This window comes from uncultured Virgibacillus sp. (genome assembly GCF_947495635.1).
Taxonomy (GTDB): domain Bacteria; phylum Bacillota; class Bacilli; order Bacillales; family Amphibacillaceae; genus Virgibacillus; species Virgibacillus salarius.
The window spans coordinates 1-21,919 of the sequence record NZ_CANMAB010000066.1; the positions used below are offsets into that span (position 1 = coordinate 1).

General features: G+C 38.2%; 17 protein-coding genes. 8 read left to right on the forward strand and 9 right to left on the reverse strand.

The genetic code is table 11. The features are described 5' to 3' along the window. Positions 1-143 precede the first annotated feature (143 nt). The 5 genes from Q1A47_RS13775 to kynU form a co-directional block, all read right to left on the reverse strand. Complete coding sequence (locus Q1A47_RS13775) at positions 144-1,487, reverse strand: CoA-disulfide reductase (RefSeq protein ID WP_026682897.1); 1,344 nt, start codon at positions 1,485-1,487, stop codon at positions 144-146. Between the two features lie 55 nt (positions 1,488-1,542). Continuing rightward, positions 1,543-2,886, reverse strand: a complete 1,344-nt coding sequence (locus Q1A47_RS13780) for a sodium-dependent transporter (protein ID WP_166530000.1) — start codon at positions 2,884-2,886, stop codon at positions 1,543-1,545. Positions 2,887-3,230: 344 nt separating this feature from the next. Next, on the reverse strand, positions 3,231-4,079 hold the full coding sequence (gene kynA, locus Q1A47_RS13785) for a tryptophan 2,3-dioxygenase (protein ID WP_166530001.1): 849 nt from the start codon (positions 4,077-4,079) through the stop codon (positions 3,231-3,233). Then, positions 4,069-4,722 (reverse strand): arylformamidase, encoded by a 654-nt coding sequence (kynB, locus tag Q1A47_RS13790; protein WP_026682899.1) that lies wholly within the window; start codon positions 4,720-4,722, stop codon positions 4,069-4,071. The genes kynA and kynB overlap by 11 nt, the downstream gene beginning before the upstream one ends. Continuing rightward, complete coding sequence (gene kynU, locus Q1A47_RS13795) at positions 4,722-5,993, reverse strand: kynureninase (protein WP_166530002.1); 1,272 nt, start codon at positions 5,991-5,993, stop codon at positions 4,722-4,724. Before kynU ends, kynB begins: the two co-directional genes overlap by 1 nt. 285 nt (positions 5,994-6,278) lie before the next feature. On the opposite strand from kynU, the gene Q1A47_RS13800 reads away from it, so the two are divergent. The 7 genes from Q1A47_RS13800 to Q1A47_RS13830 all read left to right on the forward strand — a co-directional run bounded on the left by Q1A47_RS13800 (position 6,279) and on the right by Q1A47_RS13830 (position 14,778). Continuing rightward, complete coding sequence (locus Q1A47_RS13800) at positions 6,279-7,862, forward strand: Na+/H+ antiporter NhaC family protein (protein WP_166530003.1); 1,584 nt, start codon at positions 6,279-6,281, stop codon at positions 7,860-7,862. Positions 7,863-7,977: 115 nt separating this feature from the next. Continuing rightward, complete coding sequence (locus Q1A47_RS13805; RefSeq protein ID WP_166530004.1) at positions 7,978-9,147, forward strand: aminotransferase class I/II-fold pyridoxal phosphate-dependent enzyme; 1,170 nt, start codon at positions 7,978-7,980, stop codon at positions 9,145-9,147. Between the two features lie 4 nt (positions 9,148-9,151). Next, on the forward strand, positions 9,152-10,813 hold the full coding sequence (locus Q1A47_RS13810) for a thiamine pyrophosphate-binding protein (protein WP_166530005.1): 1,662 nt from the start codon (positions 9,152-9,154) through the stop codon (positions 10,811-10,813). 33 nt (positions 10,814-10,846) lie between these two features. After that, positions 10,847-12,340, forward strand: coding sequence for an aldehyde dehydrogenase family protein (locus Q1A47_RS13815; RefSeq protein ID WP_166530006.1), 1,494 nt, complete (start codon positions 10,847-10,849; stop codon positions 12,338-12,340). An 89-nt stretch (positions 12,341-12,429) separates the two neighbouring features. Then, positions 12,430-13,611, forward strand: coding sequence for a saccharopine dehydrogenase family protein (locus Q1A47_RS13820; RefSeq protein WP_299632378.1), 1,182 nt, complete (start codon positions 12,430-12,432; stop codon positions 13,609-13,611). 68 nt (positions 13,612-13,679) lie between these two features. Next, on the forward strand, positions 13,680-14,447 hold the full coding sequence (locus Q1A47_RS13825; protein WP_121604715.1) for an IclR family transcriptional regulator: 768 nt from the start codon (positions 13,680-13,682) through the stop codon (positions 14,445-14,447). Positions 14,448-14,463: 16 nt separating this feature from the next. After that, positions 14,464-14,778: a DUF3870 domain-containing protein gene (locus tag Q1A47_RS13830; protein WP_121604716.1), complete on the forward strand. Its 315-nt coding sequence runs from the start codon at positions 14,464-14,466 to the stop codon at positions 14,776-14,778. 233 nt (positions 14,779-15,011) lie between these two features. On the opposite strand, the gene Q1A47_RS13835 is transcribed toward Q1A47_RS13830, so the two are convergent. The 4 genes from Q1A47_RS13835 to mreBH form a co-directional block, all read right to left on the reverse strand. Then, positions 15,012-16,460 (reverse strand): NAD-dependent succinate-semialdehyde dehydrogenase, encoded by a 1,449-nt coding sequence (locus Q1A47_RS13835; RefSeq protein ID WP_121604717.1) that lies wholly within the window; start codon positions 16,458-16,460, stop codon positions 15,012-15,014. Positions 16,461-16,603: 143 nt separating this feature from the next. Further along, the gene (locus Q1A47_RS13840) at positions 16,604-17,809 is read right to left on the reverse strand and encodes an acyl-CoA dehydrogenase family protein (protein WP_166530008.1); all 1,206 of its coding nucleotides are present in this window, start codon (positions 17,807-17,809) and stop codon (positions 16,604-16,606) included. Positions 17,810-17,822: 13 nt separating this feature from the next. Continuing rightward, positions 17,823-18,983 carry a CaiB/BaiF CoA-transferase family protein gene (locus Q1A47_RS13845; protein ID WP_026682909.1) on the reverse strand — a complete coding sequence of 387 codons (1,161 nt, stop codon included), beginning with the start codon at positions 18,981-18,983 and terminating at the stop codon, positions 17,823-17,825. Between the two features lie 417 nt (positions 18,984-19,400). After that, a complete protein-coding gene (gene mreBH / locus Q1A47_RS13850; RefSeq protein WP_026682910.1) occupies positions 19,401-20,408 on the reverse strand; it encodes a rod-share determining protein MreBH in 1,008 nt (335 codons plus the stop codon). Positions 20,409-20,854: 446 nt separating this feature from the next. Here mreBH and Q1A47_RS13855 point away from each other — a divergent pair, with 446 nt between their 5' ends. Next, positions 20,855-21,778: a CAP domain-containing protein gene (locus tag Q1A47_RS13855; protein ID WP_026682911.1), complete on the forward strand. Its 924-nt coding sequence runs from the start codon at positions 20,855-20,857 to the stop codon at positions 21,776-21,778. The last annotated feature ends 141 nt before the right edge of the window (positions 21,779-21,919 follow it).

The following is a 21,919-nucleotide window of genomic DNA, read 5'->3' on the forward strand; positions in this document are numbered from 1 at the left end:
GAAAGGGAAGTGGGCAGCCGGAGTGGTGGTCAAGCAAGCAGTAGCTATTATTCCATAATAGCTACTAGAGGAAGCGTGAATCTGAGCATTTAGTGATAAGGACTGAGCGAATTTTGCTTAGTTTTTCTTATTTTTGGATATAATTATTGTTCAAGTTTAGAACTGGCTTTATATCCAAGAATATTTATTGGATCCTTTGGACTAGAATAAGGTGGTGCATAACCAAGCTCTAAATCAGATAGATCAAAGACGGTTAGCTTTCCTTTGATTGCAGTGGCAAGAACTGCTAGACGCTTATCTACACCTGCATGACCAACGACCTGCCCGCCTAGAATGGTTCCATGCTGTTTATCAAATAAAACCTTTATCCAAAGCTTATCTGCTCCAGGGTAATAGCTTGCATTTGATAACGATTGAAGTGTAGCTACATCGTATGATTTTCCATAGGCTTCTAAGCTGTCACTATTATGACCAGTTGATCCAATTGTTAAATCGAATAATTTTAAAATATTGGTGCCATATGTTCCATTATACGTAATAGGTTTTCCATTTAGATGATTAGCAATGACAAAAGCTTGACGATGGGCAGGTCCTGCTAAGGCAATATTTCTCCCATGACCAGTAATTGGATCCTTTGTTTCTACTACATCTCCTAATGCATAAATACTTGGATCACTAGTTTGCATAAAAGTGTTGACTAAGATTGCGCCTGTTTTGCCAATTTCAAGGGATGCATCTACTGCAAGCTTGGTATTTGGACGAATTCCAACAGCCATGATGGTGAGATCCGCTTGAATAGTTCCTCCACTGTTTACATGTAATAGCTTTCCATCATTTGAGAAATGATGAAGGCCATCATTTAATCGTACTTCTATATTCTTTTTCGTTAGGTATTCTTGCACAATCCTAGCCATATCTGCATCAATAACATTCATTACTTGTTCAGAGCGATCAATAAGTTTGCAGGTTATTCCTTTGGCATGTAAATTTTCAATCATTTCTAAACCTACAAAGCCACCACCAATAACAGCTGCGGACTTAGGCTGATTTGTTTCGATATAAGCATGAATTGCATCCATATCAGGTATCGTATGCAAGCTAAATGTCCGTTCCCTATTCATTCCCTTAATAGAAGGCATCACTGCAGATGCTCCAGGTGACAAAATTAACGTGTTATAGGTTTCTTGATGATTGCCTGTCTTTGAGCAATAGGTAATTTCTTTATTGGAACGGTCAATGGCTGTTACCTCTGTAAACGTACGGACCTCTACCTGAAATTTCTCACTAAATTTTTCTTTGGAATATAGAATAGCATCCCTATTTTCTATAGTACCTCCGATGTAATAGGGCATTCCGCAATTGGAAAAGGATACATGGCCACCCTTTTCCAATAAAATAATCTCATCTTCTTTGTTTGCTCTACGGATTTGCGCTGCTACGGTTGCCCCACCACCAACGCCGCCAACAATAAGGATTTTTTTGGCCAACTTGATCACCTCACTTTTTAACGTTCACATTCATTTGCATTACTAGTACTTTACCCTAAATAACCCCAATTGAACCTAAAAAAACAATAATGATTGTCACTGGGACAAGCCAGCGCATTAATTGGAACCATACATGGTATATCCCATCTGATAGATTATTTGCTGAAGTAAATTCCTGTTTTATAAGGCTTTTATCCATTCTAAATCCGATAAACAGAGCAATAAATAAACAGCCACCAGGCAGCATGATATTACTCACTAGAAAATCGGAGGCGTCAAAAATAGTTAGACCGAAAATCTTAAAATCAGCAAGGCTACTAGAGGATAATGCAGCTGGTATGCCTGCAATAAATACAAGCATACCGGAAACGATGGCTGTTTTTTTACGAGAACGTTGTTTTTTCTCACTGAATGCAGATGTTATGATTTCCAGCATGCTAAAGGAAGATGTTAAGACTGCAAATAAAAATAATAGTAAGAATAAACTTAAAAACAACTCTCCAAATGGCATTTGAGCAAATGCCTCTGGAAGCACAATAAAAAGTAACCCTGGACCTTCAGCAGGTTCCAAGCCAAATGCGAATACCACTGGGAAAATAGCAAGACCAGCTAGTAAGGATACAAAAATATTCATAATAGAAACAGAGCCTGCTGACATTGGCAAGCTAACATCTTTATTTAGATAAGAACTATATGTGACCATAACGGAGATCCCTACGGCGAGTGAAAAGAAGGATTGGCCAAGTGCATATAAAACATTTTCTGCATTAAGCTTAGAAAAGTCTGGTTGAAGGAAAAAACGTAATCCTTCTATTGCTCCTTCAAAAGTTACGGATCGAAAAACGAGTACAATGAAGAAAATAAATAATAATGGCATTAAGATTTTACTTGTTTTTTCAATTCCGTCCTTAATTCCAAACGAAATAACGATGATATTAATTAAAATAAATAATAAATGGCCGATGATCGTAATGAGTGGATTACCGGTTATCGTTGCGAATAATTCCCCATAATTAGCCGAATCACTTATAATCATGCCGGGTATAGAGATTGCACTATAGATTAGTACCCACCCACCAACGACACTATAAAAGGACAGAAGTAAGAATGCTCCTATAACTCCCCAATGTCCAATAAATGACCAGCCAGATTTTGGTGCAAGCTTTTGGTAGGCAGATACTGCCTCTTTCTGAGTACCTCTTCCAATAATAAATTCAGCAATTAAAATAGGAAGACCAATGATGATTGTAAATGCGATGAACAACAGGAAAAATGCTCCGCCACCATTCATTCCTGTCATATACGGGAATTTCCAAATTGCTCCTAGGCCAATTGCAGCTCCTGCTGAAGATAGGATAAATCCTAGCTTTGTTGACCATTGATCTTTTTTCTTTTCCATAAAATTTGTCTTCCTCTCTTCTTTTATTCGTTAGCTCAGATGTAATGTAGAAGACTTACTGAATAGTTCAGTCATAAATAGGGGCTGTCTCAAAGGATAGCTTTGTTTCCAGACACCTGTAAAACCCTCTTTTCGTGAACAACGTTTCGTCTTTTTGTGAGTACATACTCTCACTCCGGTGATTCCCACGAAAGTTCCTCCTACTTGAGTCTCAAATCTAGCAGTTGCTGTATCGCAAAGCCCTTTCTTAAACATCCCCTTTAGAATTATGTTTCACTTTATTTACATTATCCGCAAATGTCAAGCAAAATTTTTTTACAAGGTGAAGAAGATGGTGTTCCAATTTAGAGCTTTGTTCGGATTTCCCAAAGCTCAGGAAAGAAATAGTGATCTAGTACGTTTTTTAGATAGCCAACTCCAGAAGATCCACCTGTACCTATTTTATGTCCAATTATTCTTTCTACTGTTTTCATGTGTCTATAGCGCCATTGTTGAAACCAATCCTCGATATCAACAAGCTTTTCTGCAAGTTGATACAAATCCCAATGGGAATCGACATTTTTATATACAGTCATCCAAGCCTGTTCCACAGAGTCATCCTTCTCATATGTTTTCGAAAAGTCTCGCTGGAGAATGTCTGGATTTATAGAAAACCCATTTTTTGCCAATGCTTGAATTGCCACGTCATAGAGTCCTGGAGCATGATAAGCATCCTGTAGTAATTGATGTACTTCTGGGTCCTTTTCATAGATTTTAAGGATAAAGGGTGTTTTATACCCTAGTACAAATTCAACAAGACGGTATTGATAGGATTGGAATCCAGAGGCATTACCGAGCTTATCTCTAAACTCCATATATTCTGCAGGGGTCAGTGTAGAAAGCACATCCCATGCTTGGATAATCTGCGATTGGATTTTGGAGACACGAGCTAGCATTTTAAAGGAAGCTTGAAGCTCTCCTTGTTGTATCGCACGGATTGCAGCCTGTGTTTCATGAATAATTAACTTTAGCCAAAGTTCACTAACATGGTGAATGATAATAAATAACATTTCATCATGATGATCAGAAAGTCGTTTTTGACTGGATAGTAATGTATCTAACTGCAGGTAGTCCCCATAGGTCATTTTTTCTTTAAAGTTGGTATGAATACCTTTTTCAGAACGAAATGTATCGTTTATATGTTTATTTGTCATGCTGTGCATCCTCCTTATTGATGGGACATAGGGCAGCTCGGACTGGACTTCCATCTGCACCATGAATATGTAATGGAAGCGCAATAAGCTCATATTCTCCCGGTTTAATTTGATCTAACATAATATTTTCAAGTATATGGATACCATGATCCTGTAAAGCATGGTGTGTTACAAGATCTTTACTATCTGGAGCATCTACGGAAGGCATGTCAACTCCCAGTAGGAAAACACCTAATCTTTGTAAGTACGGTGCAATATTAGGATCAAGGTTTGGTAACACATCTGGAAAGCGCTCGGGATTGTTTGGCAGCGAAGTGCGTAATAAGACGCGGTTAATCTCTGATGGCCAATGATACTGGGACAACACCTCCGCTGTTATGGTATTAGCTTGACTAACGTCAATAACTACTGATTTTCCAATATAAAGATTGATGTCTAGTTGCTCAATTGTTTTTCCATTTGAATCAAAATGGAATGGTGCATCAATATGTGTTCCAGTGTGAAGACTAGTTGTTATTTGGCCGATATTTACAGATTTTGTTTCTTGTTTTGATGCTGTAAGGGAATAGGAAAAGGGCTTATCCCCTGGCCAGTGAGCAATTTTATCAGTTAAAGGCTGAGAAATATCAATCCATTCTCCCACTATGCAATCACTCCTCGTTTGTTTTCAAAGTGCTTATAGCTCTGATTCTCCATAATTGATTTTAAAATGTTTACCATTTTCCATACTTCCTCGAACGTATTATAAAGTGCTACCGGTGCTAGGCGAATGCCGTTTGGATTTCTGAAATCTGGGATGACTCGATTTGCCTTTAAGGCTTTACAAATGCGTGCAGCTTCTGGATGCTCCAAATATACATGGCCGCCCCTAATTGCTTGATCACGTGGATTAGCAATCGTAAAACCGTGATCAATCAGTTCCGTGTCTATTAAGTTCATTAAGTATTCAGTTAACAGAAGTGATTTCTTTCTAATTTTACCAATGCCAGCCTCTTCAAACATAGATAGTGAGCCTAATAATGGTGCAGCACTAAGTAGATGAGGTGTTCCAATCTGATAAGCACCAGCATCTGAAGCAGCAGTTAAGCTATGTTCCATATCGAATTGTTTTTCCTTATTGGAACTAAACCAACCTGCAAGTCCTGGATGGTTACCGAAGTGCTTTTGATGAACAAATAACCCTCCAACGCTACCTGGTCCACCATTTAAGTGTTTATATGTGCACCAAAATGCAAAGTCAACATCCCAATCATTCAGTTGATGAGGAATAGATCCGATAGAATGACAAAGATCAAAACCAATAATAATGCCACGTTTATGAGCTTCTTTTGTGATGGTTTTCATATCAAGGATTTGGCCACTACGATAGAGTACCCCTGGTAAAACAACCAATGCGATTTCATCTGTCATTGCTTCAATAATGTCGGAGGTTTCTAGGGTATGACCATTTCTACTCTTCACTTGAATGAGATGCTCCTCTGGATGGAGTCCTTTCAGCTGTAGCTGACTTTTTAGTGCATAGATGTCGGATGGGAAATTCAATTCATCCGCAAGTATCTTTGTCTTCTTACCGTTTGGTTGGAAAAAGCTTGCTGTTAGCTGATGAAGATTAGTGGTTGTTGACCCTGTAATAATAACCTCTTTCGGTTGAGCGCCTACAAGATGTGCGGACATTCTTCCTAATTTTTCTGATAAATAGAACCAAGGATGTTCACCTTCTGTCCAACCATCAATCCCATATTGCTTCCATGATTCCATAATGGTGTTGACAGCTTGTTCGGCACGTTTAGACAATAATCCAAGTGAATTTCCGTCGAAATATAAGCGCTCAGGTGATTGATAAAATTCATGTCTAAATTCGTTTAATTCGTCCTCTTTGTCTAATTCCTGTGCGTACGTAATGTCTGTACTCATGATCAAGCACCTCAATTCTTTGATTATTAGTTAAAAACACTATTCTATTCTAACAAATAATATTAGGGAATGTGTGAAAAGTCTGGTAATAACTTTACTTCCTTACTTGTTATAACGCAATTACTTCGTAAACGAAAAGTTTTTCTAGTATAAAAAAGGTATTTATTAAATAATATAGAATATTAAGAATATAAATATGGCAGTTAGTAGGGAGTGGTTCATGGTATAGGAAGCTATTATTCATCTTTGTCCTGAAAATTGAAGAAATAATAAGGGGGGAACATAATGGAATCAACAGTTTGGTCATTAGTACCACCAATTTTAGCAATTATTATGGTGTTATTAACAAAGCGAGTACTATTGTCACTAGGAGTAGGAATCGTGGCGGCAGCTCTTTTTATTGATAGTTTTGATGTTTTAGGATCTATTGTGTTGATATGGGAGGCATTTAAAGGCGTTTTTGTAGCCGAAGGAGCATGGAATACTTGGAATGTCTTTCTTCTATTATTTGTACTTATGCTTGGTATATTAACTGCTTTTGTTAGTATGATGGGCGGGACCGCAGCATTTGCAGAATGGATGATTAAACGGGTGAAAACTAGAGTAGATGCTCAAGTCATGACAATGCTACTAGGTATTATTGTTTTTGTAGATGATTATTTTAATAGCCTTACAGTCGGTCAAGTAGCGAAGCCTGTTACAGATAAGCATCGTGTGTCTCGTGCCAAGCTAGCTTATATCGTAGATTCTACCTCTGCGCCAATTTGTGTCATTGCACCAGTTTCTAGCTGGGGAGCGTATATTATAGGGATTATTGGCACCGTATTTACAACACATGCCATTTCAGAATATAGTGCTTTTGGAGCTTTTATCCAAATTATTCCGATGAATTTTTATGTGTGGGCAGCATTGGGAGTGGCGCTAGTAATCGCTATTCGCCAAGTTGATTTTGGGCCAATGAAAAAACATGAGCAGCGAGCAATGAGTACTGGGGAGGTTTTGAATCCGGAAAATAAGGATAAGGTAGACGTGGCAGCGAAACTGCCAACAAGTGAATCAAGTCGAATTAGTGATTTGCTGATTCCAATTGCCGTATTATTCATCTCTACTATTGTTTCTATCTACGTGAATGGATTAGTAGCTATAGAGGGTGAAAAGACATTAATTAACATATTCGGAAATGCTGACGTATCTGTAGCCTTATTATATGGTGGAATCATCGGTTTAGTAATAACATTTGCGCTGTTTAGTCGTCATATTATTACGGGTAAGCTTTCAGGCAAGCACTTTATTACGGGAATCATAGGAGGAACTAAATCTATGCTTCCTGGTTTCGTCATTTTAATTTTCGCTTGGGCCATTGTAGACTTAATCGGTCAGTTAGGAACGGGTACTTATTTAGCAGGTATTGTAGAGGCCACTAATATTAGCTTAACATTTTTACCATTCATCATTTTTGTCATGGCAGGCTTTATAGCATTTTCTACAGGAACTTCATGGGGATCTTTTGGTATTCTATTGCCAATTGCTGGGGAAATTGCAGCCGCAACAGACGTGTCATTAATTCTTCCAATATTGGCAGCAGTGCTGTCTGGGGCAGTTTTTGGTGATCATTGTTCTCCTATTTCAGATACTACGATTCTGTCATCTACTGGGTCTAGCTGTCATCATATTGATCATGTTACTACCCAAATACCCTATGCACTTGTTGCAGCAATGATTGCAGGTTTAGGCTATTTAATCTTTGGTATGACAGAAAGTGTTTGGTTAGGTCTAGCTATAGTAATTGTTAGTATTACAGCTTTATTTGCTTTTACAAGAAGAAAAAATGCAACAGATAAAATCAATGAAGAGCCAATTGCAAAATAATTAGGTAATTTGTATGATTTATTTTCAGTATATTGTCAATTTTAAAAAGTTACTATATACTGTTGATATATAAATGAAATATCGTTTCAATATTTGAAACGGATGGAGGGTAATAATGGCCTTTATTTCTGATAAAGTAGAAAGCTTACCACCCTATTTGTTTTCGGAATTTCAGAAAAAGAAAGAGCAGCTTCTCGCAAAGGGAGTAGATGTTATCGACTTAGGGATAGGTGCTCCTGATTTGCCAACTCCGGAATTTATTTGTCAGGTTCTAGCAGAAGAGGTGATGCATACAGAAAATCACCGCTATTCCACATACAGTGGATGTAGGGAGTTTAAGGAAGCGGTAGCTGAATTCTATTTAAAGCGGTATCGCGTTTCGCTGGATCCCGATTCAGAAGTGCTAGCGCTTATTGGCTCTAAAGAGGGTATAGCTAATTTGATACAAGCGGTCATCAATCCCGGAGACAAAGTAATCGTACCTGATCCAGGGTATCCTGTTTATCGTAATGGAGTTCATTTAGCTGGAGGAGAGAGTGTTTCATTACTTCTAGATAAAGAGAATAATTATATTCCCATGTATTCCAGTCTTACTAAAAAAGATGCGCTAGAAGCAAAGCTAATGTTTCTTAATTACCCTAGCAACCCAACTGCTACGGTAGCTGATATAAGCACTTATTTGGAAGCGATTACATTTTGTCATGATCATCAAATTGTTTTAGCTAATGATGCAGCATATGATCTTGTGACATTTGGAGACCATCGAGCCCCAAGTGTTTTACAAGTACCTGATGCCAAGGATTATGCTGTTGAGCTAGGATCATTATCCAAAAGTTTTAATATGACTGGCTGGCGGATTGGCTATGTCGTAGGTAATAGGAAGATCATAAAGGCCCTGTCTACATTAAAGAGTAATATTGATACATGCCAGTTTATTCCGATACAGAAGGCAGCAGCAGCAGCTTTAAGAGGTGACTTCTCGACAGTACAAGAAAATAATATGATTTACAAACACCGTATGGAGAAACTGTACAATGCATTAAGGGAAGTAGGTATATCTGCTGCAAAACCAAAGGGAACTATATTTATCTGGGCTGAAGTACCAGATGGATACACATCGCTTGAATTTGCGAATCAATTATTGGACGAAGTAGGTCTTATTGTTACACCTGGGACAGCTTTTGGAACACAGGGCGAAGGGTTTATTCGAATTACACTTTCTGTAAGTTCGAAACGATTGGATGAAGTGATCAGCCGCTTAAAGCAGCTTAATTGGAAAGGGTGACAATATGCAAGTTACGAATACAACAGAGACAGCAGCAAAAGCCATTATTACCTGTTTAAAAAGAGAAGGTATAGAACGTGTGTTTTGCGTGCCAGGAGAAAGTTATCTGCCTGTACTAGACGCATTACATGACGAAACATCTATTCAAGTAATCTCGGCAAGACATGAAGGCGGAGCTGCTTTTATGGCGGAGGGCTATGCAAAATCAGCGCTGAAGCCTGGTATTGTTCTTGCAACAAGAGGAGTAGGTGCGGCAAACCTTTCCATTGGTGTACATACAGCTTATCAGGATTCCACACCAATGGTTGTGTTTCTTGGGCAGGTGCATAGTAAATTTAGAGGTAAAGAGGGCTTTCAAGAAGTAGATTTAGATCAATACTTTCAATCTATTGCTAAATGGGCGGTTGAATTAAAGGATGCAGAGCGGACTCCAGAGATTGTGCAGCGCGCTTTTCGAATTGCCACGTCAGGACGACCAGGGCCTGTTATCATTTCGTTGCCAGAGGATGTTCTAAAACAGGAAGCACGGATGAAGTATGGACCAGTGATTCATAGACCAACTCCTGCACCATCGATGACAGAAGTGAAAAAAGTCGAGAGTCTTTTGGATAGTGCCAAGCGTCCGGTAATTATTGCTGGAGGAGGAGTGAAAAGTGCAGGCGCTGAACAGCAATTAAAGCAGTTTGCAGAAACATATCATTTACCTGTAGTTACTGCCTTTCGACGTCATGATGTATTCCCGAACAACCATTTGTTATATGCCGGTCATTTAGGACTTGGCACAGCAAAAGAAATATTGGAGACAGTTCGTGCAGCAGATGTTGTCTTGGCAATGGGAACGAGACTTTCTGAAGTAACGACCCAGGATTATTCGCTTTTGTCACCTGATCAAACACTGATCCACATTGATATTGATTATAACAGTATTGGAAAAAGCTTTACACCAGTTCTTGGCATCGTAGCTGATATGAAAGAGGCGCTTTATCAACTTGAAAAAATTACTGTTAAGCAATCGTGGACAACGTGGGCATTTGAACGAAATGCAGCCTTTATCAGAGCAAGTCGCTTAGAAGTAGAAACAGAAGACCCTATTAATTCTCATATTATCGATTATTTAATCAAAACGTTACCGGAGAATGCCTTAATTACAAATGATGCCGGTAACTTTGCTGGCTGGGTCCATAGCTACTATCCTTTTAAGTATCCCCATACGTATGTAGGTCCTACCTCTGGAGCAATGGGTTATGGGATGCCAGGGGCTATCGGAGCTAAGCTCGCTCTTCCAGATCGGTTAGTTGTTTCATTTTCTGGAGATGGCGGTTTTATGATGACGTGCCAAGAGCTGGAAACAGCTGTAAGATATGATATTCCTATCATATGTCTCGTTTTTAATAATAAGATGTATGGTACGATCCGGATGCATCAGGAAATGCATTACCCCACGAAGGTGATGGCAACAGATTTAGGGGATGTTTCCTTTAAAGACTTAGCAATTAGCTTAGGAGCAGTGGGGTACTGTGTGTCATCATCTCAGGAATTTAAGGTTGCTTTTGCAGAGGCTTGTCAGCTTAAAAGGCCTGTGTTGATTGAGATCTTAACGGATAAGGAGCAGATTTCTGTTTCATCAACAATATCACAAATACGTGATCGAGCTATGGAACAGTAATATAAATTGGAAAAATTAAAGGAGGTTTTTCAGATGACAGCAACGTTGCAAACAAAGAAACTATCAAATTTTATTAATGGCGAGTGGGTGACGGTAGATTCATCGACAGCTGTTATTAATCCAGCGAATGGGGAAGAAATCGTTCAAGTACCTTTATCTGGAAAGGAAAGTGTTGATGTCGCTCTAGCAGCGGCTAAGCAAGCACAGAAAGAATGGGCATTGGTTCCTGCACCGCAGCGAGCAGAGGTGTTGTATCAAGTTGGGAACATAATGAAAGAACGAAAAGAGAGGCTATCTCAATTATTAACCATGGAAAATGGAAAAGTAATTGAAGAGGCTCGGGGAGAAGTTCAAGAAGGAATTGATATGGCCTTTTATATGGCTGGTGAAGGGCGTAGATTATTTGGGCAAACAACTCCAGCTGAATTAAAGGATAAATTTGCAATGAGTCAGCGTTGTCCTGTTGGTGTTGTTGGTATTATTACTCCGTGGAACTTTCCAATAGCTATTGCCACATGGAAGTCGTTCCCTGCAATTGTTGCTGGAAATGCAGTAATTTGGAAACCAGCTACGGAGACACCAATCATGGCATATGAGTTAGCAAAGATATTTGAAGAAGCAGGTCTGCCAAAGGGAGTAATTAACGTTGTATTTGGTGGAGGTTCTATCGTTGGCGATGCCATGGTTCACCATGACGATATTCGAATTATTTCTTTTACAGGATCAAATGAGACTGGTAGAAACATTGCAGCAGAATGTGGAAAGCAATTAAAGAAAGTATCTTTGGAGATGGGTGGCAAGAACGCAGTTATTGTAATGGATGATGCAGACATTGATCTTGCAGTCGAAGGGATTCTTTGGAGTGCATTCGGTACAAGTGGTCAGCGCTGTACTGCCTGTAGTAGAGTAATTGTTCATGAGCGTGTAAAAGAAACGCTTGAAGAAAGATTATTAGTAGAGATGGAGAAATTGACGATTGGAGATGGGCTAGATCAATCGGTAAAAGTTGGACCTATTATTAATAAATCAGGTTTGAATAAGATTAAGCAATATGTAGAAATTGGAAAAGAAGAGGGAGCGAAACTATTGGCTGGAGGCTTTGTATGGCAGAATGGAGTAAGTCAAGGTGGACATTATTTTGCACCAACTCTATTTACGGATGCCAAGCCTTCGATGCGGATTGCCCAGGAAGAAATATTTGGCCCAGTTGTCTCTCTAATTCCTGTAAAAAGCTTTGAGGAAGCGATTGAAGTGAATAATGGGGTTAGCTATGGTTTATCAAGCTCTATATTTACGAAAGATGTGAATCAAGTATTCCAAGCCCAACGTGATTTAGATACTGGAATTGTCTATGTTAATGCAGGTACTACTGGAGCAGAGATTCATTTACCATTTGGTGGTACAAAGGGAACCGGCAATGGTCACCGCGATTCAGGTGTGCAAGCATTGGACGTATTTACGGAGTGGAAAGCAGTTTATGTAGATTATAGTGGAAAACTGCAACGTGCTCAAATCGATGTCGATTAGTAAATAAAAGTAAATCTTCATCGGGTAGGGTATTACTACCCGTTAACCAGCGACAGACTGGAATACTTCATGAATATGATGTAGAAGGAGTGGATGGAATGAAGATAGGGGTATTAGGATCAGGATTAATGGGTAAAGAAGCTGCACGTGATTTGGTTACAAGTGAAGGAGTTACTGCTGTAGGATTAGCAGATATTGATTTAGCACGCGCACAAGATATATGTGAGCAGTTACAATCCACGAAATTGACTGCATATCAGGTCAACGCAGCTGATAAACAGGAATTAGCTAATTATATGCGCCGATTTGACGTGATTATTAATGCATTATTTTATTCGTTTAATGAAGTAGTTGCGCAAACTGCAATTGAGGTCGGAGTAAATGCTGTTGATTTAGGTGGACATATTGGCCATATGACAGATAAAGTCTTAGCTTTGAAAGAGGAAGCCAAAGCTGCTGGAGTTACTTTAATTCCAGATCTAGGGGTAGCCCCTGGAATGATTAATATTCTTTCTGGATACGGTAACAGTAAATTAGATAAGCTAGAATCTATAAAACTCTATGTTGGTGGGATTCCAGTTAAACCAGAAGCACCGCTTGAATATAATCATGTATTTTCGATGGAAGGTGTATTTGATCATTATACAGATCCATCCTTGATTATACGAGACGGAGTGAAGCAGGAGATTCCATCTTTGTCTGAAGTAGAGCGAGTCTATTTTGAAAAATTTGGACCGCTTGAAGCATTTCACACTTCAGGTGGTACTTCAACTCTCTCTATATCTTATCCTCATTTGCAGACACTAGAATATAAGACGATTCGCTACCCAGGTCATGCGGAGAAGTTTAAGCTTTTAGTAGATTTAAACTTAACACGTACGGACTATCAAGTGGATATTAATGGTCAACAAGTAAGTCCAAGAGATGTTTTCTTAAAGGTTCTTGACCCAATTGTCGAGCTAGGGGAAAAAGATGATGCGGTTTTATTACGTGTTGTTGTCTCTGGTCAAAAGGACGGACAATCTACGACGTATTCGTATGAAATGACGACATATAAAGATAGAAAAACCCAAGTAACTGCTATGGCTAGAGCAACAGCTAACACTATTTCGGTTGTAGCACAAATGATTGCCAACCAAACAATTACAAAGAAAGGTGTCTATCCGCCAGAGCAAATTGTTCCAGGTGATCCATACATGAAGGAAATGGCAAAACGTGGGGTAAACATTATGGAAAAAGAAAACGTAGTAAAGACACATGTTAAGATATAGATAGATTATTCATCCCTCTGCAATGAAGCGGAGGGATTTAACTTTAAATCTCAGCAAGGAGTCTATCGATGAATCAAAGCGTAATGAAAGCATTAAAAATTGTAGAGTTATTTAGAGAAGGTGCTCAAGAATTATCCTTAAAAGAGATCTCCAATCAAGCGAAAATGCCAAAACCTACTGCTTATCGATTACTAACCACGTTAGAACAAAATGGTTATCTAAACAAAACGAAGGAAACGGAGCATGATGTGAAATACCAATTAGGGTTGAAATTTTTGGAGCTAGGAAATTTAGTTTCTGATAGACTTGAAGTAAGGGGGATAGCTTTACCTTATATGGAGAAATTAGCAAAGGAAATTAATGAAGTTATCCACCTTGTCATCGTGAATCAAAATGAGGCTACTTATATTGAAAAGGTAGAAAGCTCAAGAGCACTTCGTCTTAATACTAGAATTGGTAGGAGTGTACCATTATATATTGGGTCTGGACCAAAATTGCTTCTGGCCTTTTTGACAAGTGAGCGGCAGGAGGCTATTATCAATCAATCGGAGCTTATATCTACACATCATCCGATTAATAAAGAGCAGTTAAAGGAAGAAGTAAAGCAAATTCAAAAAAATGGTTATGCATATAGCATTGGAGAGCAGGATGAGGATACGACAGGAATATCCTATCCGATCTATAATTTTCAACAAAAGGTTGTTGCTGCATTAGCAGTAAGTGGTCTTTCCAGCCATTTCGAAGGAATTAATTTGGAGTTAATAAAACAAGAAACAGCTAAAACTGCAGCTGAAATTTCACAAAAGCTGGGCTATCAATCAGCTGATCAAGATTAGAGGAGGGATTTGTAACTTGAATACAGTATTCATTGCAGGGCATGCTCGTTTGCCTTCAGGAATGGCAGCCCAAAGCATTTATCAGACCTTAACAATTACAGCTGAAATTGATAAAAAATACGGTGTTATTGTGGCAGCGGGCTGTACATTAGCTACGGATCATGGAAAAGATTTTGTCCAGCAATTATTAAGAGGTCATAGTCTACAAGATGGTATCGAAAAACCAGTTGAACTTATTAAGAAACATTACTTAGGAAAAGCAGGTAATGCATTATCATCGGCTTTGAAGGATTTGTATAAACAATATCAAAGCTGTTATGAACAAACATAAATGAACATGTACAAGGGTATTAGATTTCGGCAAAAATTGGGAACTTGAAAGAATACGAGTTTTGTATGAACGACAATTGGGAACGGTGGTCTGATAGGGGAATGCTCACCTCAACAAAGGAAATGAATATGATTGTTATGGAAAAATGGTGTTCCTTTATAAAATGCATATCTAGTATGTAGGAAAAGAAGCTGTCTTTTGAGACAGCCCCCTTTTAGCAATAAATCTAGTTATTATTGATCAATACCAATAGATATATATTTTTTCTCTACGAATTCATCCATACCATGATGGCCACCTTCTTTTCCGATACCTGATTGCTTTATACCACCAAATGGAGCCTCGGGCGTTGCAGGGAAGACGTCATTAACACCGACAATACCATAATCAAGCTTTTCTGAAACGCGGATAGCTCGATTGGTATTTTCCGTAAATATATATGCTGCTAGCCCGTAATCCGTATTGTTTGCCTTTTGAGTGACATCCACTTCATCTGTGAATGTTTGGATAGGTATAACTGGTCCAAAGGTTTCTTCGTGCATAATTTTCATGTCTTCTGTAACATTAGATAAAATCGTTGGTTGATAATAATGACCTGGTAAATCACCTTCCCACAGCTTTCCTCCGTGAGCTACAACAGCTCCTTTATCCATTGCATCCTCTACATGAGATTGTACCTTTTCACAGGCTTGCTTATTTATTAATGGCCCAATCTCTGTATCTTTTTCTATTCCTAAACCTATCTTTAGATTTTTTACTTTTTCTTTTAAAAGCTGTGCAAATTTATCCGCGATAGAGGAATGAACATATAAGCGGTTTGTGCATATACATGTTTGCCCATTATTTCTAAATTTACTTCCTAAAACGAGTGACGTTGCTTTTTCAATATCAGCATCTGCAAAGACAATACTTGGAGCATGACCACCTAGCTCAAGCGATAATTTCTTTAAGTGTTCGGCACTTTCTCTCATTAAATATTTCCCAACAGCAGTTGATCCAGTAAAAGTAATTAGACGCACATTTTTATTGGTGAGTAATCGTTTTCCAATTGCCCGTGCATCACCAGTTACTAGATTTACTACACCTTTAGGCAATCCAGCACGTTCAAATAGCTTGATAATTTCTATTGCGGATAAAGGTGTCTCTGGGGCTGGTTTTAATACTACTGTACAGCCAGCGGCTAATGCAGGAGCTAATTTACGGGTAATCATCGATGAAGGGAAGTTCCATGGTGTTATTGCTCCTACAACGCCTACCGCTTGAGGAATGACAACAAGTCGCTTGGATTTTATGGAAGAAGGGATCCACTCGCCGTAATTCCTGCTCGCTTCCTCTGCATACCAAAGCAGAAAACCAGCAGCACCTTTTACTTCTCCAATTGCTTCTTTTAAAGGCTTCCCTTGCTCCAATGTTAGTATTTTACCGAGACGTTCTGCATCATCAAGCATGAGTTGAGAAGCTCTATATAAATAACGTGACCTTTCTCTTCCGGTTTTGTTGCTCCATACAGGAAATGCTTCTGAAGCAGCTTGAATAGCCCGATCCGTTTCTTTCCCTCCAGCAAAAGCAACATGAGTTATAGGTTCTAAGGTAGCTGGATTATAAATTGTATCAGTTGTATCTTCATGAATATCTTCCCACACTCCATTAATAAATACGCTCCTTGTAAATGCATCAAACATGATAAAGCCTCCTTTTAAAAAAGATCAAACACCCGGTAGCAAACCAGGTGCATCACTACTATTACTTTATTCTCCAAGTAATTCCTATTAGAACCTTAATGAAGCGATTATCTAAAAATCTCACCATCTCTTGCTGTTTTTAGTCAGTTAATCAATTCATTTTGCTCCCATCCAGGTAGCATGTTGTTTAATGTTTTATCTTTACGATAGCCAAGCACATATTCAGCCTGCATAATCGTGTGAATTTCACGTGTCCCTTCATAGATGACAGGTGCCTTAGAATTACGTAAGTAGCGTTCTACTGGATATTCATCAGAAAACCCATAGGCACCATGAATTTGGACAGCATCATCTGCAGCCTTATTAGCGAAATCACAGGCCTGCCATTTTGCTAATGAGGTTTCCCTTGTATTGCGTTTTCCTGCGTTTTTTAATTCTCCAGCACGATAAACAAGCAATTTACTCATTTGCAAACCCGCTTCCATATTTGCAATCATTTGTTGAACTAATTGATGTTTACCAATTTCTTTACCAAAAGTTGCTCGTTCATGACAATATTTAATACTTGCCTCTAGACAAGCCATGATTTGGCCCACTGCTCCAGCTGCAACTGTAAATCTACCATTGTCCAGTGCAGACATAGCGATTTTGAAGCCTTCTCCTTCTTCGCCAAGTAAATTTTCCTTTGGTACTTTAATATGATCGAAGAATATTTCACCGGTGTTTCCAGAACGAATGCCTAATTTACCTTTAATTGCTTTAGAAGAAAAACCTTCCCATTCCCTTTCAATAATGAAAGCCGAGATTCCTTTATGCTTTTCAGATCGTTCTTTTGTATAGGCGAAAACGATAAAGTTATCGGCAGTATCGCATAACGAAATCCATGTTTTTTGACCATTAAGAATATAATAGTCACCTTGCTTTGTTGCAGTTGTCTCTAATGCTGCAACATCTGATCCAGCGCCAGGCTCCGTTAAACCAAAAGCACCGATCTTTTTTCCCTGTGCTTGAGGTACTAAGTACTTCTGTTTTTGTTCTTCATTCCCCCACTGTAATAAAGTCATACTATTTAAACCAGTATGAACGGATACGGCAGTACGAAATGCAGTATCTCCACGTTCAAGCTCTTCGCAAACAATAGCAAGGGCGTTATAATCCATACCGCTTCCTCCATATTCCTCTGGAATACATACACCCATTAAACCTAAATTTGCGAGCTTTTGTATGATCGTAGGGTCAAATTTTCCTTCCCTATCCCATTGAGAAATATAAGGCATTATTTCTTTATCCGTGAACGTTCTTACGGTGTCTCTTAACATATTTTGTTCCTCCGTGAAATTGAAATTCATTTAAACAACTCCCTTATATTTTTTTATTTGATACACCTAATTGCTTGAAAATTACACTATTATGTTCTCCGGCATCAGGTGGATGGTGCCTATAAGTAACTGGCGTACGTGATAATTTTAATGGACTTCCTATCATATTAATTGTTCCTGCGGTAGGGTGGGGAAGATTAATAAACATTTCACGGGCAAGTAACTGTTTATCGTTTGCTACCTCAGCAATGTTTTGAATAGGACCACATGGTATTTTCTGTTGCTTGCATTTTTCTAACCAGTCGTTAGTAGGATAATGCAACAATACATTTTGGAGCAGAGGAATTAACTCTTCTCGATGCTCCACTCGATTAGGATTAGTCAGAAACCGTGGATCTGTTTTTAATTCAGGCTTATTAATAACGTCGCAGAGTGCCTGGAATTGTCTATCATTCCCTACTGCAATTACCATCTCACCATCTTTTGTTTTGAAGGTCTGATACGGTACAATGTTTGCATGGTTATTTCCCAATGGAGTTGGTATCTTACCTGACATTAAATAATTGCTACCTATATTAACAAGTGCACTGACCGCAGTATCGTATAAAGCTATATCTAATTTTTGCCCTTTTCCAGACTGGCTTCTTTCCAGCAGTGCACCTTGAATACCTATGCATGCATATAATCCTGTCAGAATATCCGTTATTGCTACACCTAGCTTTTGTGGTCCAGTATCTTCATCTCCAGTAATGCTCATTAAACCACTCATAGCTTGAATAATAAAATCGTATCCAGGCATGGCCTGATAAGGTCCAGTTTCACCAAAACCAGTAATAGAGCAGTAGATGAGACCGGGATTTATTTCCGAAAGCGTTTCGTAGTCTAATTCGAATCGTTCCATCGTTCCAGTCCGAAAATTATTGATGACGACATCGCTCTCTCTAATCAGTTCTTTAATTTGTTTTATTCCTTCTTTAGACTTTAAATCGATCGTAATACTCTTTTTATTACGATTCGTACAAAGATAATACGCGCTTACTCCTTCTTGAAAGGGCGGTCCCCATTTCCGAGTTTCATCACTTCCACCTGGTGCTTCTACTTTAATAACCTCTGCACCAAGATCACCAAGAACCATTGTGCAATAAGGTCCTGCTAGTACTCTTGATAAATCAAGTATACGAATATGCTCTAAAGCACCTGCCATGTTTTCACTCCTTTTTGTAGAATTAAAAAGCCAATTCAAACTAAATTACAGTGCACTGTAATTTGAGTTGAACTGGCTTTTACCTGTTGATACGGCTCTGGTATGGAGCTGTGAACAGGTTAGGCAGCTTATTGATAGGTAAATAGATGAACGAAAATCAATAATGCATATGCAGTTAATTCTTATTATTCAGTATACTATTATCTATTTGGTTTGTAAACGTTTTCTTTATGGGTTTATGAATATGGAGAATGAGTGGTATTTGTGCAAAATTAGGATGTGTATAAAGAAAGCTTGTAAAGAAACAAAGGGGTCTCTTTACAAGCAGATTAAGAAGAAGTCTAGTATTTATTTTATAAGTAGTCTAAACCTCGTTGCTCAACTATTTTATCCATAGGAGTTTTAGAAGTTCTTTTATTATTTGGTTGCTTTTTGTAATTTATTAATCATTTTTAGGGCTCTGCCTGTTCCAATAGCAACGGATTCAAGTGGATTTGGTGCCAGATGTACTGGAACGATAATTTCTGTAGAAAGCCATTCCTGCATGCCATTTAATAGCGCGCCACCACCAGTTAAAACAATCCCGTGATCTACTATATCTCCACTTAGCTCTGGTGGGCAATTTTCAAGTGTTGAACGAATTGTTTCTAATACTTGCTCTAAAGACTCTTTCAATGCAATATGAATTTCCTTTGATGTAATGGTAACTGTTTTAGGTAGTCCTGTTACCATATCTCGTCCTCGAATTTCCATTGTTTCTTCCTTATGATTCGGATGAGCATAGCCAATTTCCATTTTAATATTTTCTGCTGTCCGCTCTCCAATTAAAATATTATAGTTTTTACGGATATGATGAATAATTTCTTCATCCATTTTGTCTCCACCGATACGAACGGAATTACAGGAAACAACTCCACCGAAAGATATGATACCAACCTCTGAAGTTCCACCACCAATATCAACAATAACATTTGCAATGGGCTCATCAACTGGTAGGTCTGCACCAATTGCAGCAGCGATTGGTTCTTCGATTAGATGTACGTGTTTTGCACCATAGCTTGTTACAGCGTTATGAATAGCACGGCGTTCTACTGTTGTACTTCCAGAAGGAGTACAAACAACTACAACTGGTTTACGCATGGACATTCCGATTTTTTTGCTCACTTTTTTCAAGAATTCTTTAAGCATTTGAGCAGTTACATCATAATCTGCGATTACACCATCTTTTAACGGGCGAATAGGTATAATGTTTTGCGGTGTTTTCCCTACCATTTCTTTTGCTTCCGCTCCAACCGCAACTACTTGTTTTGTATTTACATCAATAGCAACAACAGAAGGTTCATTTAATACAATACCTTTAGATTTCGAATATATGAGTATATTAGCAGTACCAAGGTCGATTCCAATCTCAGCAGTAGATAACATAATTTAGATCCTCCAATGATGACAATTTTATCTTTTATAATAGTTCTCTTATTGATTATAGTTTTAGGGGGTAGATATACAAGTGTTACTTTTTGGAAAAATAATTAAGAGATGAAAAGACTATTATACTACAATGTAAAGAAGATTTGCCCCTATTTTACGTGACATTTCTATTACAAATTGTTAGAAGCTGTAATATAACATCTGGATTTGCAACCATGTCAACACTAATTTTATTGTAATTTTTTCCTATATATTGTTATTTTTCCTGTGTACGCTTTTCGCTAAAAAAATGAATCCCTATAAATAATAGGTTTAGAGAATTGCTAATACCATGTTCGCATGTGAGTCAATCGATTGGCAAGCTCTTCCATAAATATTACAAAAAATCCATGCTATGATGATTTTGCACGAAACAAAACAACGATAAGGAGCGTGTCACATCAATGATTAAAAAGATAGGCATAGTTACTGCATTATCTACTGCATTACTATTTGGAGGGGCTTTTTCATCTTCTGCTGATGCTTCTGCAAAAGACTTTTCGCAGAATCATATATACAAAATCTTCTATTCTATTAATGGGGATTGGAAGAGTATTTCTGAGGATAATTTAAATGATTTACTAGCTAAATATATGAATAAATTCCAATTAAACTGGAATGAAATCAATTGGGATAAAATTCATGTCGAAAAGCAAGATAAATCAAACGCAGAAAAACCAGCAAAAAATGAAAAACCTGCCAAAGAAGATCAAGCAGATCAAAACGACAAACCGGCTAAAGAACAAGAAAAATCAGAAGAACCTAAGCAACCAGCTAAAGAACAAGAGAAACCTGAAGAGCCAAAACAACCAGAACAATCAGAGGAAACACCAGATAAAGAACAGCCTGCCGAGGAGCAGCAACCTGAAAAACAACCAGAGCAAAATAATAATCAACAACAAACAGAAGAACAACCTAGTCAAAATGAAGAGCAAGCACAATCTCAAGAATTAAGTCAGTTTGAGCAAGAAGTAGTTGATTTGACAAACCAAGAAAGAGCTAAGCAAGGTCTACCAGCTCTTAAAGTGGATACAGAGCTAAGTAAAGTTGCGCGTGAAAAATCAAAAGATATGGCAACAAATGGCTACTTTTCACACAATAGTCCAAATTATGGTTCTCCATTTGATATGATGAAGCAGTTTGGTATTAGCTATAAAACAGCAGGTGAAAATATTGCTAAAGGGCAAAGAACTCCTCAAGAAGTAGTGAATGCTTGGATGAACAGTGAAGGTCACCGTGCAAATATTATGAATGCTAATTTCACTCACATTGGAGTGGGGTATGTTGAGCAAGGCAATCACTGGACTCAACAATTTATTGGAAAATAAGTAGTTTAGGAGATTGACTGAGGTCAATCTCTTTTTTTATAAGTTAAGAAAGTATAAAATCAGCGCAATGACTGCGTTAAGCCAAGTAGTTATTTTGAAATGTTTGATGTATATTGGCAATGCTCCGACGAATTACTTCGC

Bases quoted from the DNA above. Each gene is read 5' to 3' on its own strand.
- Q1A47_RS13780 (WP_166530000.1), bottom strand. From the start codon at position 2,886: ATGGAAAAGAAAAAAGATCAATGGTCAACAAAGCTAGGATTTATCCTA.
- kynA (WP_166530001.1), bottom strand. From the start codon at position 4,079: ATGACAAATAAACATATAAACGATACATTTCGTTCTGAAAAAGGTATT.
- kynU (WP_166530002.1), bottom strand. From the start codon at position 5,993: ATGAGTACAGACATTACGTACGCACAGGAATTAGACAAAGAGGACGAA.
- Q1A47_RS13800 (WP_166530003.1), top strand. From the start codon at position 6,279: ATGGAATCAACAGTTTGGTCATTAGTACCACCAATTTTAGCAATTATT.
- Q1A47_RS13805 (WP_166530004.1), top strand. From the start codon at position 7,978: ATGGCCTTTATTTCTGATAAAGTAGAAAGCTTACCACCCTATTTGTTT.
- Q1A47_RS13810 (WP_166530005.1), top strand. From the start codon at position 9,152: ATGCAAGTTACGAATACAACAGAGACAGCAGCAAAAGCCATTATTACC.
- Q1A47_RS13815 (WP_166530006.1), top strand. From the start codon at position 10,847: ATGACAGCAACGTTGCAAACAAAGAAACTATCAAATTTTATTAATGGC.
- Q1A47_RS13825 (WP_121604715.1), top strand. From the start codon at position 13,680: ATGAATCAAAGCGTAATGAAAGCATTAAAAATTGTAGAGTTATTTAGA.
- Q1A47_RS13835 (WP_121604717.1), bottom strand. From the start codon at position 16,460: ATGTTTGATGCATTTACAAGGAGCGTATTTATTAATGGAGTGTGGGAA.
- Q1A47_RS13840 (WP_166530008.1), bottom strand. From the start codon at position 17,809: ATGAATTTCAATTTCACGGAGGAACAAAATATGTTAAGAGACACCGTA.
- Q1A47_RS13845 (WP_026682909.1), bottom strand. From the start codon at position 18,983: ATGGCAGGTGCTTTAGAGCATATTCGTATACTTGATTTATCAAGAGTA.
- mreBH (WP_026682910.1), bottom strand. From the start codon at position 20,408: ATGTTATCTACTGCTGAGATTGGAATCGACCTTGGTACTGCTAATATA.
- Q1A47_RS13855 (WP_026682911.1), top strand. From the start codon at position 20,855: ATGATTAAAAAGATAGGCATAGTTACTGCATTATCTACTGCATTACTA.